General features: G+C 66.8%; 11 protein-coding genes and 1 pseudogene. 7 read left to right on the plus strand and 5 right to left on the minus strand.

Annotation, left to right across the window (positions count from 1 at the left end):
* Positions 1 to 25 precede the first annotated feature (25 nt).
* The 3 genes from ACLQ3I_RS04655 to ACLQ3I_RS04665 form a co-directional block, all read right to left on the minus strand.
* The gene (locus ACLQ3I_RS04655; protein ID WP_425800230.1) at positions 26 to 1,093 is read right to left on the minus strand and encodes a 3-keto-5-aminohexanoate cleavage protein; all 1,068 of its coding nucleotides are present in this window, start codon (positions 1,091 to 1,093) and stop codon (positions 26 to 28) included.
* 62 nt (positions 1,094 to 1,155) lie between these two features.
* Complete coding sequence (locus ACLQ3I_RS04660) at positions 1,156 to 2,040, minus strand: TauD/TfdA dioxygenase family protein (RefSeq protein WP_425793151.1); 885 nt, start codon at positions 2,038 to 2,040, stop codon at positions 1,156 to 1,158.
* Between the two features lie 38 nt (positions 2,041 to 2,078).
* A complete protein-coding gene (locus tag ACLQ3I_RS04665; RefSeq protein WP_425800231.1) occupies positions 2,079 to 3,053 on the minus strand; it encodes a quinone oxidoreductase family protein in 975 nt (324 codons plus the stop codon).
* 180 nt (positions 3,054 to 3,233) lie between these two features.
* Between ACLQ3I_RS04665 and ACLQ3I_RS04670 the strand changes: the two genes are divergently transcribed.
* The gene (locus tag ACLQ3I_RS04670; RefSeq protein ID WP_425793153.1) at positions 3,234 to 4,244 is read left to right on the plus strand and encodes an AraC family transcriptional regulator; all 1,011 of its coding nucleotides are present in this window, start codon (positions 3,234 to 3,236) and stop codon (positions 4,242 to 4,244) included.
* A gap of 12 nt (positions 4,245 to 4,256) precedes the next feature.
* Here the strand turns inward: ACLQ3I_RS04670 and ggh are convergent, their stop codons facing one another.
* Positions 4,257 to 5,597, minus strand: coding sequence for a glucosylglycerate hydrolase (ggh, locus tag ACLQ3I_RS04675; RefSeq protein ID WP_425800232.1), 1,341 nt, complete (start codon positions 5,595 to 5,597; stop codon positions 4,257 to 4,259).
* 85 nt (positions 5,598 to 5,682) lie between these two features.
* Here ggh and ACLQ3I_RS04680 point away from each other — a divergent pair, with 85 nt between their 5' ends.
* On the plus strand, positions 5,683 to 6,363 hold the full coding sequence (locus ACLQ3I_RS04680; RefSeq protein WP_425800233.1) for an SDR family oxidoreductase: 681 nt from the start codon (positions 5,683 to 5,685) through the stop codon (positions 6,361 to 6,363).
* 115 nt (positions 6,364 to 6,478) lie between these two features.
* Here the strand turns inward: ACLQ3I_RS04680 and ACLQ3I_RS04685 are convergent, their stop codons facing one another.
* The gene (locus ACLQ3I_RS04685) at positions 6,479 to 6,868 is read right to left on the minus strand and encodes a nuclear transport factor 2 family protein (protein ID WP_164310052.1); all 390 of its coding nucleotides are present in this window, start codon (positions 6,866 to 6,868) and stop codon (positions 6,479 to 6,481) included.
* Between the two features lie 203 nt (positions 6,869 to 7,071).
* Here ACLQ3I_RS04685 and ACLQ3I_RS04690 point away from each other — a divergent pair, with 203 nt between their 5' ends.
* The 5 genes and pseudogenes from ACLQ3I_RS04690 to ACLQ3I_RS04710 all read left to right on the plus strand — a co-directional run bounded on the left by ACLQ3I_RS04690 (position 7,072) and on the right by ACLQ3I_RS04710 (position 13,062).
* Entirely contained in the window at positions 7,072 to 7,986 is a 915-nt protein-coding gene (locus ACLQ3I_RS04690; protein WP_425800234.1) for an IclR family transcriptional regulator, read from the plus strand.
* 203 nt (positions 7,987 to 8,189) lie between these two features.
* Complete coding sequence (locus ACLQ3I_RS04695) at positions 8,190 to 9,026, plus strand: mycofactocin-coupled SDR family oxidoreductase (RefSeq protein WP_425800235.1); 837 nt, start codon at positions 8,190 to 8,192, stop codon at positions 9,024 to 9,026.
* A gap of 56 nt (positions 9,027 to 9,082) precedes the next feature.
* Positions 9,083 to 10,220, plus strand: a pseudogene (locus ACLQ3I_RS04700) (NADH:flavin oxidoreductase).
* A gap of 35 nt (positions 10,221 to 10,255) precedes the next feature.
* A complete protein-coding gene (gene fadD1, locus ACLQ3I_RS04705) occupies positions 10,256 to 11,866 on the plus strand; it encodes a fatty-acid--CoA ligase FadD1 (RefSeq protein WP_425793165.1) in 1,611 nt (536 codons plus the stop codon).
* Positions 11,863 to 13,062: an alpha/beta hydrolase family protein gene (locus ACLQ3I_RS04710; RefSeq protein ID WP_425793166.1), complete on the plus strand. Its 1,200-nt coding sequence runs from the start codon at positions 11,863 to 11,865 to the stop codon at positions 13,060 to 13,062. Before fadD1 ends, ACLQ3I_RS04710 begins: the two co-directional genes overlap by 4 nt.
* The last annotated feature ends 3 nt before the right edge of the window (positions 13,063 to 13,065 follow it).

Raw genomic sequence — 13,065 nt, forward strand, 5'->3', positions numbered from 1 at the left:
GGGACTGGTTGTCTGAGACGGCTGATCAGCCGTGTTGGGGGAATCCGTGATGGGTGAAGCCGACCTGTCCGGGACGGCGATTGGGGGCGTAGCCGAGCCGGGCGAGGGTTTCATCGGCATCCCGGTAGGTGTCGCCGATCCGATAGATCTCTCGGGCTTCCTTGCCGGTGGCCACTTCCCGGCCCAGCTCGCCTGCGATGCGGACCAGCTGCTGGATCTGTTCCACCGACGTGTACTTCTCGCCGATGCCGCCCCAGATGGTGTCCTCGTTGCCGCAGCGGCTGTGCAGGCCCATCGCGATCGCCATCGCGTTGACCGGAAGTACCGACCGCATCAGGGTTTCCAGCGTCAAGCACGCTCCGTCGGGGACCCGCTGGATGAAGTTCATGATGTTGTACGGATTGGGCCCGTCGAAGCCGCCACCGATGCCGACCCAGGTGAGGTTCAGTGGACCCGTGTACACGCCGCGACGGATGAGGCGCTCGACGGTCTCCAGCTGGGGGATGCTCGAGAGCTGGAAGTGCGGCTGGATGCCGGCGGCCTGCAGGCGACGGAGGTGCTCTTCGACCCATTCCGGTCCGGCGGGCACTGTCATCTCCCGGTAGGTCGCGGAGAGTTCCGGGCGTTCCAGTGATGTACCGGCGATGTCATCGGCGGTCATCAGCTCCATGATGTTCATCTGACTGGTGTTGATGGCAATGGTCACCTGGTCGGGGGCCGGGTCGAGCTCGGCGAGCATGTGGCGGGTGTCGTCGGAGAGCCATTTGGCATCGGCGCCGTCGCCTTCCGGTGCGAACGAGATCGATCCGCCGACCTGCAAGATCATGTCCGGCACCGCTTCCCGTAGGCCGGCGAGCAGTTCGTTGAACTTCGACATCCGCTTGCTGCCCTTGCCGTCGAGCTCACGCACATGGATGTGCAGTACGGTGGCGCCGGCCTCGTAGCAGTCCACACCCTTCTGAATGTGCTCCTCCATCGTCAGCGGGAGGTCTTCGCGGAAGTCGTCGAGCTCCCATTCGGGGCCATAGGGGGCGGCGGTGATGACCAGCTTCTCCTGGGTCTCGGGGAAGAGGGCGTCGTCGTGGAAATGCATGGTGGTCTCCTGGTTGATTCGTCGTGGTTCAGGGATTTTGGGTGATGCTGGGTGTCGGTGGATCAGAAGGGGCGGTCGCCGATGATCCCGGCGCGTTCCATCTTCCGAACGCCAGGCCAGTAGTCCTGGACCGCGTAGTGCTGGGTGCACCGGTTGTCCCAGATGGCGATGCTGTTCTCGGTCCAGCGCCAGCGGACCTGGTACTCCGGTATCGCTGCCTGGCTCGTCAGGTACTGCAGGAGATTTCCTGCGCCAGGGGCATAGTCGCTACCGAAGCGGACGTTGTCGGCCGTGTGGTAATTGACCAGGTGCGTCGTGAACGAGTTGACGAACAGGATCTTCTCGCCGGTCTCCGGATGAGTGCGTACAACAGGGTGTTCGGCGTCCGGGAACCGGGAGTGCAGCGCGTGCCGCTGCTCCATCGGCATCCGGGCGCCGAAGGACGCCTCGATGCTGTGCCGGGCACGAAGCCCGGCGACCTGGACCTTCACGGTCTCCGGCAGGCGCCGGTACGCCTCGGCCATGTTGACCCAGATCGTGTCGCCGCCGACCGCGGGTCCCTCGACACAGCGCAGGACCGAGCCGAACGGCGGGTCGTCGCGCCAGGTGGCGTCACAGTGGAAGGCATTCTCGAAATGCTCTGGCGGACTGTCGATGTCCTTGTAGATCTGGACCAGTCCGGGATGGTCGGGGTCACTGCCGACGACGGGATGGTCCTCGAGGGGACCGAACCTCTCGGCGAGTGCGACGTGCTCGGCGCGGGTGATGTCCTGATCGCGGAAGAAGAGCACCTTGTGGTCGATCAGCAGCGACCGAAGGCGATCGAACTGCGCGTCGTCGCGGGTGACCTCGCCGAGGTCGATGTCGGACACCTCTGCTCCGATGGAGCAGGTGAGCGGTTCGACCCGAAATGCCGTCGCGCTCGACGGTCGGGTGGCGGTGGTCATGATTCGTCCTTTCTGACAGGCGAAGTGGTTCGGGTGGTTCAGAGGGAGAAGACCGAGGACCCGACACTGCGGCCGGACTCGAGGTCCCGGTGCGCAGCCGCTGCGTCGGCGAGCTCGTAGCGCTGGTTGATGTCGATCGTGATGTGGCCGGCAGCGACCATCGAGAACAGCTCGGAGGCGAGATCGGCGCGCTCTGCGGGATCGGCGATGTAGTCCGCGAGTGCGGGCCGGGTGACGAACACCGAACCGTTGACGGCCAGTTGCATCGCATCGATCGGCGGGATCGGTCCCGACGCGGTGCCGAAGCAGACGAGCAGTCCGCGGCGGGCAACCGACTTGAGTGAGGACTCGAACGTGGTGGCACCGATACTGTCGAAAACGACGGGAACGCCTGCGCCATCGGTCAGCTCACGGACGCGGGTTGCGATGTCTTCTCGCTTGTAGACGATGACCTCATCGCATCCGTGGTTACGCGCCACCTGAGCCTTCTCGTCGGTCGATACGCTGCCGATCACCCTCAGGCCCAACAGCTTTGCCCACTGACTGAAGATGAGACCGACCCCGCCGGCGGCCGCGTGCAACAACACGGTGTCGCCGGAGGCCAGCGGCCAGATCCGGCGCAGCAGGTACGCCGTGGTGAGTCCGCGCATGGTCATGGCGGCGGCGGTGTCGAATCCCACTTCGTCGGGCAACGGGATCAGGTGCTCGACGGGCATCACGCGCTCGGTGCTGTAGGCGCCGAGCGGGCTGCCGGTGTAGGTCACCCGATCGCCTTCGGAAACCGACGTGACGCCCGGCCCCACCTCCTGCACGATGCCGGCGGCCTCAACGCCCATCCCGGCCGGGAGCCGCGCCGGGTACAGCCCGGTACGGAAGTAGGTGTCGGCGAAGTTCAGGCCCACGGCCTCGTGATTGATCCGGACCTCACCCGGACCCGGTGCCCCGACCTCGACGGTCTCCCAGCGCAGAACCTCCGGGCCGCCGATCTCGTCGAATCGCACAGCTTGCGCCATGTTGTCCTCCTTTTTTCGGCCCGGGATCGCTCATGAGAGTCACCACGGCAGGCCTGTGAGTGTGATCGCCGTTTCCGTCGACCATCCGATGTGATGGAAACAACATTACGAGGATCACGACCCTGAATCTTTTCCCTACGGGACGTGTGATTGTGCAATCGGGGACATAGTCTGGACGTTGTGAAGCCGCTCGCCCGCTACGCCGCACTCAACAACTTCGTCGAGCTCGGCCACTCCCTGCGGCTCGATCCCGCCCAACTCGTCCGTGACGTCGGGCTCGACCCCGCGAGCCTCAGCCTCCAAGACCGCTGGGTACCCGCCGAGGCGATCGCCGACCTACTCGAGCGATCCGCTACCGCGTCGGGTCGGGAGGATTTCGGGCTCGCCCTTGCGCGCTATCGCCGCCTGGCCAACCTCGGTCCACTGAGCCTCGTCATCCGCGAAGAGCCCGACGTGCGGAGCGCTCTCGGGGTGTTGATCCGTCATCAACACATGTACAACGAAGCCCTGCGCACGCGATTGTCCGAGGTCGGCGGTATCGCGACGCTCCGCATCACCCTCGACGTCGGTGTATCCGGGGAGTTCCGGCAATCCACCGAGCTCGCCGTCGCGGTTCTGCACCAACTTCTTCAGGGATTCATCTCGCCGGACTGGCACCCGGTCGGGGTGACGTTCACCCATCCACCTCCGGACGATGCCCGGACACACAACCAGTTCTTCGGAACCGTCGTCCGGTTCGGGCAGGACTCGAACGGGATCTCGCTGTACACCAAGGATCTCGACACCCCCAACGTCATGTCGGATCCAGAGCTCCGCCGCTACACCCAGGATTTTCTCGACGACACCGGCGGCTCGGCCGATCCGCGAACCGAGTACCGGGTCCGCGAGCTGATCGAGCTCCTCCTACCGACCGGTCGCTGTTCGGTCGACCAGGTCGCGCGCAGCCTCGGGGTCGACCGCCGGACCGTCCACCGACGACTCGCCGCCGAGGGAGAGACGTTTTCCTCTGTCCTCGATTCCATCCGAGTCGAGCTCGCGAAGCACATGGTCGGCAATCGGCGCCACGCGCTGATCGAGATCGCCGAACTGCTCGGGTTCTCGTCCCCCGGCAACTTCTCGCGCTGGTTTCGTCAGCGGTTCGGCCGGACGCCGACCCAATGGCGGCGGCAGTACGAGGTCGATCAGGCCTGATCGAGTGCGGCCTCAGTCCAGCCAGTCCAACACCGACGCCGCCGTCCAGCTCTGCTGCATGCTGCCCAGCGGTTCACCGGTGAACGGTTCGTAGTACTCCGCGAAAGCGCCATCGGTGGCCTGCCGGAGACCTTCCTCCCGCAGGCGCGCCGACCGCTCGGTCCACCCCCGACGCGCGAACGCCCAGCTGAACAGCCAGGTCATCACCGGCCACACCGGGCCGCGCCAGTACTCGCGCGGTTTGAAATCCATCGAGATCGGCGACGTCGACGGCGGCACCGCGTAGCGCAGATCCGGATGTCCGCAGAACCGCGGACCGTCGAACAGTCGCAGCAGCGCCCGCTCCCGCTCCCGCGACAACCCCCCGCAGAGGAGCGGCGCGAACACCGCGATCGTCTCGGTATTGATCCAGGCGTCGGCGCGCAGGTCGAAATCCCTTGCTGCACCGTTTCGTTCGTTGGCGGCCGCCACCACGCCGGCGCGGAACCGATCGGCCCAGGCACGCAGATCACGGACGTCGGCACGCGGTTTGGAATAGTCCTCTCCGATGGTCGCGAGCACATCGCAGGCCACTGAGAAGATCGCGCTGACAAAGACGTCCTCGACGGCGAAGCTCATCACCTTGGGCAACAGGTCGTCGTCGTAGTTGGCCCGCTTCATCTGCTCGACCAGCCAGATGTAGCGGTCGTACTCGACGTCACTGGGCCGCATCGACAGATCCGTCACGTGATCCAGATCGGCCCGGGCATATGGCGGGAGATCCTCACCGGGAACCACATTCGCATAGGGACGGTCCCAGCGTGGCGAGTTGTCCATCCCCGACTCCCAGCCGTGGAACAGTGCGATCCGGCCGCGGCCGTTGGGATCACGAGCGTGGGCGAGCCACCGGTGCCAGCGGACCAGTGAGCTCCACCGGCGGTCGATGAACTCGTTGGCGACCGACCGGGTGGTGCGGCCGTGTCGACGCGAGTGGTCGAGGATGCGTTGCACGGCAATCGCATGCACCGGTGGCTGGGTGATTCCGGAGGTGTCCGGATAGTCCGGAGCGCACGCGGCGAGCCGTGCGCACTCCCAGCGCGCGGGCCCGGGGAAATAGCCGTCGCGGCCGTTGGCGAACACGATGTGCGGGATCATCCCGTTCTCCCACTGCGCCGACAGCAGGGTGTCCATCTCGATCACGGCACGCTCGACCGACAGCGGTGCCAGACCGACCGTCACGAATGCGGCATCCCAGCTCCACATGTGCGGGTACAGCTTGGGGGCGGCGCTCGTCATGGTGCCCAGGTCGTTGCCGCGGAGCAGGTAGGCGGCACGCGCAGACAACTGAGTCGGGGTGAATCCATACCGGGCCACCTGTCGATTCTGCACTGCGCGCCGCGTCGCCGCGCATCGAGGGGAAGCGCCGTCGCCGCCCGACGGACCCCGTAACCTCGAACCCGTGCCCACCGCTCTGATCACCGGGGCGAGCCGCGGCCTCGGTGCCGAGATCGCCCGCCGGCTCTCCCCCACCCATGACCTCCTGCTCGGGGGACGCCCCTCGGCCGAACTCGACACGCTCGCGACCGAGTTGGAGGGCGCGAGCACGTTTCCTGTTGAGCTCACCGACTACGACGAGGTCGAGGCGGCCACCGAGGCGATCAGCGCCCTCGATGTCCTGGTCCACAACGCAGGCGTCGGCAGTTCCCTGGAAGCCGTCGCCGGCACGCCGGTCGAGGAGTGGCAGCACGTTCTGGAGGTGAACCTGGTGGCCGCCGCCGAGCTGACGCGCCTGCTCCTGCCCGCCCTGCGGGAGGCGAGGGGCCACGTGGTGTTCATCAACTCCGGTGCCGGTCGTCGCGCCAATCCGGGGTGGGCGCCGTACGCGGCCAGCAAATTCGGATTACGGGCACTCGCCGACTCGCTCCGCGCCGAAGAGCCCACGCTGCGGGTGACCTCGGTCTTCCCCGGGCGGATCGACACCGACATGCAGCGGGACCTCACCGCCATCGAGGGCAATGAGTACGACCCGTCGAAGTTCCTGAAGACCTCGACGGTGGCGAGTGCCGTCGTCCACGCGATCGCCACGCCGGCCGACGCACATCCCGAGGAGATCGTGCTCCGGCCGACGGGTCGCGGCTGAGTTCCCCCGAACCCTGAGGAGCCCGCGAGGAACGAGCGCGCGTCACGAAGGGTCGCTCACCTGGCCGTTCGTGACGGCCCCCGCAAGCTCCGGCCTCCTCAGGGATCGAGAGACTCTAGAGCTGCTTGAGGTCCGACTGCTCCCAGACCGCGCGCATCGACGACACCTTGCCCTGCGCGTCGAACACCATGATGTCGATCGGGGTGATCTCGAACTTCATCCCCGACGTACCGGTGACCAGAGTGAACTCGAAGACCGCGGTGTCGCCGGCGATCTTCTTCCACTTCAGCGTCGCCGTCCGCTCATCCATACCGGTGATCACCGAGTAGAACTCGACGAGCTGATCGCGAGTCGTGCGCAGGTCGGCGCCGATCGGGTCCTCGACCGACGCGTCAGCCGCATAGAGATCGGCGATCTGCTCGGCCGTTCCCGAGTTGAGCAGCTCGACGTAGGCGTCCACCGCCGCGTTGATCTTCTCGCTCAGTGTGCCCTGGTCAACCGTCATCACAAGCCTTCCTCGAAGTAGAACGTGTTCTACTTCGAGACGGTAGCACTGTCCGACGTCGAGGCGCTCGTAGATCGTGGCGTCCGCGCGATCGGGCGAAGAGTTGGATGCCGACCACATCGACGTCGGCCTCGTCCGGCGGTCAAGTTCTCGACCGCGTCGGTAAGGTGGTGGCGTCCGCGCGGCGCTATGGAGAGGTTTCGGTGGCAGAGCACAGCAGAAGTGCCTCACCACCGACGGCCCGCGTCCTCGACATCCTGGACTTCCTGGTGGAGCACCAGGGTCATCGGTGGGGCCTGTCCGAACTGGCACGCAGCTGCGACATCAGCAAGCCGACGTGTCTGGCGATCCTGACCGAACTCACCGCCCGCGGGTACCTGCGCAGCGATCCGGTGACCAAGACCTACGGCCTGGGCCCTGCTCTGGTCACGGCAGGCCGGGCGGCCCAACGGGACTTCGCGCTCGACCCGGTGGTCCGCGACGAACTCGAGTCGCTCACCCGACAACTCGGCGCCATGTGTGTCGCGTCGGGCCGCGTCGGCGACCAGTTCATGGTGCTGGAGGTGGTCACCCCGGCCGGCGTCCGACCGCCGGTCAGCGTCGGACAGACCTTTCCCTTCGCCCTGCCGACCGCACTGATGTACATCCTCTGGCAATCCGATGAGGTTCTCGAGCAATGGGTGCGCGGTGAGCACACGTGGTCGGCAGGTCTCGATCTGGACGAGTTGCGCCGCATGGCCGCCGAGTGCCGCAGCACCGGGTACCTGGTCGAGAAGCTCTCGCCGACGCTCGAACGCGTGTATCGGATCCTGGGCAGTGCTGCCGCGCATGATCTTCCACCCGAGTTGCGCTCACTGATCACCGATCTGTTGGCCGGGATGGGTGGCCAACGCGTACTGACGCGCGACGACCTGCTGCGTGCCGATCCCGACATGTCTCACCGCGTCGGCGTCATCGCGGCACCGACCTTCGACGCCGACGGCGACCAGTCGCTTCTCCTGACCGTCAACGTCCAGGGCTCACTCACCGCAGCCGAGATCGCCCACCACGGAACGGTTCTCAAGGGGTCCGCCGATACGCTCACCGACGTGCTCGGTGGGCGGAACACGCAGGCGTAGACCGCCTCTCCATCACTCGGAGTTCCGGCGCGGTTTCCTCGCCGCCCCTAAGCCGGCTTTCAGTCCTCGCACCAGGGGTTGACCCTTTCGGTTGCCGCTTGTAGCGTGACGTTCATCATATTCGACCGGACTGGTCGAGTATTCGACCAATCGACCGACAGTGCTCGGATCTGCCGGTGCCCTCCAAGAGAAGTGGTGTCACGTTGGACGCTTTCGCAGGACGAATCGCATTGATCACCGGCGGCGCACGGGGACAGGGACGTGCTCATGCCCTGGCTCTCGCGGAGCAGGGCGCCGACATCGTCGTGGTCGATCGATGCGCCGACAGCGAGTCGGTGCCTTACCCACTCGCCACGAAGGCCGGTCTCGAGGAGACGGTCCACCTGGTCGAGCAACGCGGTCGCCGGTGTATCGCCGTCGAGGCGGACGCGGCCGACCGCCGCGCAATGGACGGGGTGGTCGCGACCACGGTCGCCGAGCTGGGCCGGATCGACATCGCGATCGCGAATGCCGGTGTGTCCGTGGCGTCCCCGGTTCAGGAGATGACCGATGAGGTGTGGCACGAGGTGCTGTCGAGCAACCTGACCGGGGTGTTCACCACCATCGCCGCGGTCGCGCCCGAGATGGTGTCCCGGGGCTTCGGACGGATCGTCACGATCAGTTCGATGATGGGCCGATCCGCGGCCCCCGGGCTGGCCGCGTACAGCGCGTCCAAATGGGGTGTCATCGGACTGACCAAGAGTGCGGCACTCGATCTCGCACCCCATGGCATCACGGTCAACGCCGTGGCACCCGGCAATGTGTCGACGCCGATGGTGCACAACGAATCGCTCTACGCCCGGATGCGCCCGGATCTCGAACATCCGGAGCGCGACGACGTCGAGCCGATCTTCCGGACTCTCCATGGCCAACCGGTCGCGTTCCTCGAACCCGAAGAGGTCACCCGGGCGGTGCTGTTCTTCGCCGCCGAGCAGAACGCCCACATCACCGGCACGGTCCTCGCGGTCGATGCCGGAGCGGCGGCGCGGGTCACCGCCTGAGCGCGGCCCGAATCACCGCCCACCCCTGACGCCGTCTCGCCCCCGAGGAGTCCCCCGTGCCCACCAGCCCACCCGATGTGTTCGAGCCCGCCCGACTCGGTCCGATCACCCTGCGCAACAGGATCATCCGGTCCGCCACCTTCGAGGGGCGAACCCCTCGCGCACTGGTCACCGACGAGTTGATCGAATTCCACCGCCGTCCGGCGGCCGGTGGTGTCGGCATGACCACCGTCGCCTACTGTGCCGTCGCACCCGAAGGGCGCACCCAGCGCGGCCAGATCTGGATGCGCCCCGAAGCCGTTCCCGGATTGCGCTCGCTCACCGACACGATCCACGCCGAGGGTGCTGCGGCGTCGGCGCAGCTCGGACACGCAGGTCCCGTCGCGAATCCCCGCTCCACGCGGCTCCCCGCCCTCGCACCATCGGCGATGCTCAGCCCGATGAGCATGCGCCGCATCCACGGTGCCACCGAAGGCGACATCACGCGAGAGCGGATTCGACGCCGTCGAACTCCATTTCGGCCACAACTACCTCGCCAGTTCGTTCTTGAGCCCGCGGCTCAACAAGCGCACGGATTCCTATGGCGGGAGCCTCGTGAACCGGGCCAGGCTGGCGCGCGAGGCAGCGCGCGCGGTGCGTGACGCCGTCGGCGACCGCATCGCCATCACCGCGAAGCTGAACATGGACGACGGTGTCGCAGGCGGCTTCTGGGTCGACGAGGCGATCCAGGTCGCCCGCTGGCTGGAGTCCGACGGAAGTCTCGATGCACTGACCCTGACCATGGGCAGTTCCCTGCTCAACCCCATGTACCTCTTCAAGGGCGACGCCCCCATCCGCGACTTCGCGGCCGCGATGCCCCAACCCATCAGGGCCGGAGTTCGAACGGTGGGAAAGGTGTTCATCAAGGAGTACCCGTACCACCCGCTGTTCATGCTCGAACAGGCCAGGCAGATCCGGGCCGCCGTCGACATGCCGTTGGTGCTCCTCGGCGGAGTCACCGACAGATCCGGGATGGACCGGGCGCTGGACGAGGGATTCGAATTCGTCGCCATGGCCCGGGCTTTGCTGCGCGAACCCGATCTGGTCAATCGGATTCGGGCGGAATCCGGAGCACAGTCGCTGTGCATCCACTGCAACAAGTGCATGCCGACCATCTTCACCGGCGCACGGTGCGTCCTCGCCGACCCTGTCTGAGACCAGTCACCCGCCCACCAGCACCCGGAGACCCCATGGCCGAGACCATGCAAGAACTCATCACCCGACGCGCGGACCAGCAGACGCCGGCGATCATCCATGCCACCGATGACGGGCGGATCGTGTCCGTGACATGGGCCGAATATGTCAGTCGCGCAGAGCAACACGCAGCCGTCGTTCTCGAGCGTGTCGACATCGCCAAGCCCGTGCACGTCGGCGCCCTGCTCGGCAACTCCCCGGAGATGCTCGTCGCCCTCGCCGCCGCCGCACTCGGCGGCTACGTCCTGTGCGGCATCAACAACACTCGCCGCGGCGCCGGCCTGATCACCGACCTCCGGACCGCGGACGTGCAGATCCTGCTCGTGGACGACGCCCACGAGCAACTCCTCGACAACCTCGATCTGGGCGACGTCGAAGTGATCAACGTCGACGATCCGCAATGGCAGGAAGAATGCGCGGCGGCGCCGGCATCGACGCTGCACCGGCGGGTCGAGGGTGGTGATCCGTTCATGATCATCTTCACCTCGGGCACGAGCGGCGACCCCAAGGCGGTTCTCCTCACCCATCACATGGCGGTGTTCGCCGGCGACAATCTCGTCGGCAGGTTCTCGCTCGGCGAATCCGACGTGTTGTACCTCGCGATGCCGCTGTTCCATTCCAACGGGATCATGGCGGGCTTCGCACCCGCCGTCGCGGCCGGCGGCACCATGGCGCCGGCCCGGTTCTCGGCATCCCGTTTCCTCGACGACATCCGGTCGTACCGCGCGACGTACCTGAACTACGTGGGAAAGCCCCTCGCCTACGTGCTGGCCACCCCGACTCGACCCGACGACGCCGACAACCCATTACGCGTGGCCTTCGGCAACGAGGCGTCGGATCGCGACATCGCCGAGTTCTCACAGCGTTTCGACGTTCAGGTGGTCGACGGTTTCGGCAGCACCGAGAACGCCGTCATCATCACCAGGGAAGACGGCACCCCGCCCGGATCGATCGGCCGCGGACTACCGGGCGTCGCGATCTACCGGGGTGACCCGGTCACCGAGTGCGCCCCGGCGATGTTCGACGCCGCCGGCCGGCTCACCAACCCGGACGATGCCATCGGCGAACTTGTGAACACGGCTGGTGCAGGCTTCTTCTCGGGCTACTACAACAACGAGAAGGCGAACGCGGAGCGCATGCGCGGCGGCATCTACTGGTCCGGCGATCTGGCCTACCGCGACGTCGACGGATGGATCTATCTCGCCGGCCGTACCGCGGACTGGATGCGGGTGGACGGTGAGAACCTCACCACCGCACCGATCGAACGGATCCTCTCGCGTTGCCCGCAGGTCAATCGGGTCGCGGTGTACGCCGTCGCCGACCCGGCCGTCGGCGATCAGATCATGGCGGCGGTGGTGCTGCAGGACGGGAGCGACCTGACACCCGACGAGTTCACCCGGTTCCTGTCCGAACAAGACGACCTCTCGCCGAAAGCGTGGCCCCGGTACGTGCGCGTCGGAGCCGAACTCCCCACGACCGCGACGAACAAGATCCTCAAACGAGCGCTGATCGCCGACGGGACCACCGTCGGGTCCGATGTGCTGTGGACGCGGGAGAGCCGCGGCCGTTCCTACCGAGCCGCCATCTCGTCTGTGAGGACCTCATGACCACTCGCGCTTCAGTTCGTTCTCGACGTACCTTCGCCGCGCTGGTCGCCGTCGTTGCCTCGGTGGCCACGTGCGCGGCGGTCGGCGGCGCCGCGGCTCGGCCGCCGGCCGGCTCCCCGGGTGCCGGCACTCTGCTAGATGCGCAGCCGTTGACCTCCGCCGCCGCTCTCCCCGGCGCGGCACGCACCTCCCGCATCGCGTACACCTCCGACGACGCACACGGCAAGCCGATCGTGGTGTCCGGCACCGTCGCGGTCCCCCGAGCCGCTCCCCCACGCGGCGGATGGCCGGTGATCAGCTGGGCACACGGGACGACCGGTTACGCCGACCCATGCGCGCCGTCGAGAGACACGAACACCGGACCCGAGCACGATTACCTCGGTCCGATCACCGACGTCCTCGACACCTGGGTCCGACGCGGATACGCCGTCGTGCAAACCGATTACGAGGGTCTCGGGACTCCCGGCGGGCACCCGTACATCAACGGGACGAGCGAGGCGAACGCCGTGACCGACATCGTGCGTGCCGCACGCGCGCTCAACCCGCGCATCGGCCGGAACTGGATCGCAGCCGGCCACAGCCAAGGAGGCCAGGCCGCCTTGTTCGCCGCACAGATGTCGGGAGCGCGAGCACCACAACTCTCCTTGAAGGGGGTTGTCGCCATCGCACCCGGCGGCGTCGGACTGAGTAAAACGGTCGACTTCGTCAGGAGCGGCATGCCCGGAGCCGAGGCCGCCGAATCGTTCCTGCCGCTCATCGTGCTGGGCGCCAACGCCGCCGAGCCGTCGATCAGGCCGGACGCCATCTTCACCGCGCAGACCGAACCGCTCGTGCAGGCGGCGCGGACCGGCTGCCTGGACCAGATCCGCGCCGTTACGCCGATCCCGCCCGCACAGGTTCTTCGGGCCGACGCCGACACCACGCCGCTGACCCGATATCTCGACAGTCAGGATCCCTCGCGCGCCATCCCGCGGGTGCCGGTCATGATCGCCCAGGGGACGGCCGACACCTTGGTTGCCAAGACCGGAACCGATCAGCTCGTCACCACGCTGTGCGGCAGCGGAAAGCCGATCGACTACCGCATCTACTCCGGCCGCGATCACCGCGCGACAGTTCCCGCATCACTCTCTGACGCCCAGGAATTCGTGAGCTCCGTGCTGGCGGGCAGGCAGCCGGCGAACACCTGCGGGACCTGATCT

It is taken from the genome of Gordonia sp. DT101, assembly GCF_049844895.1.
Classification (GTDB): Bacteria; Actinomycetota; Actinomycetes; order Mycobacteriales; family Mycobacteriaceae; genus Gordonia.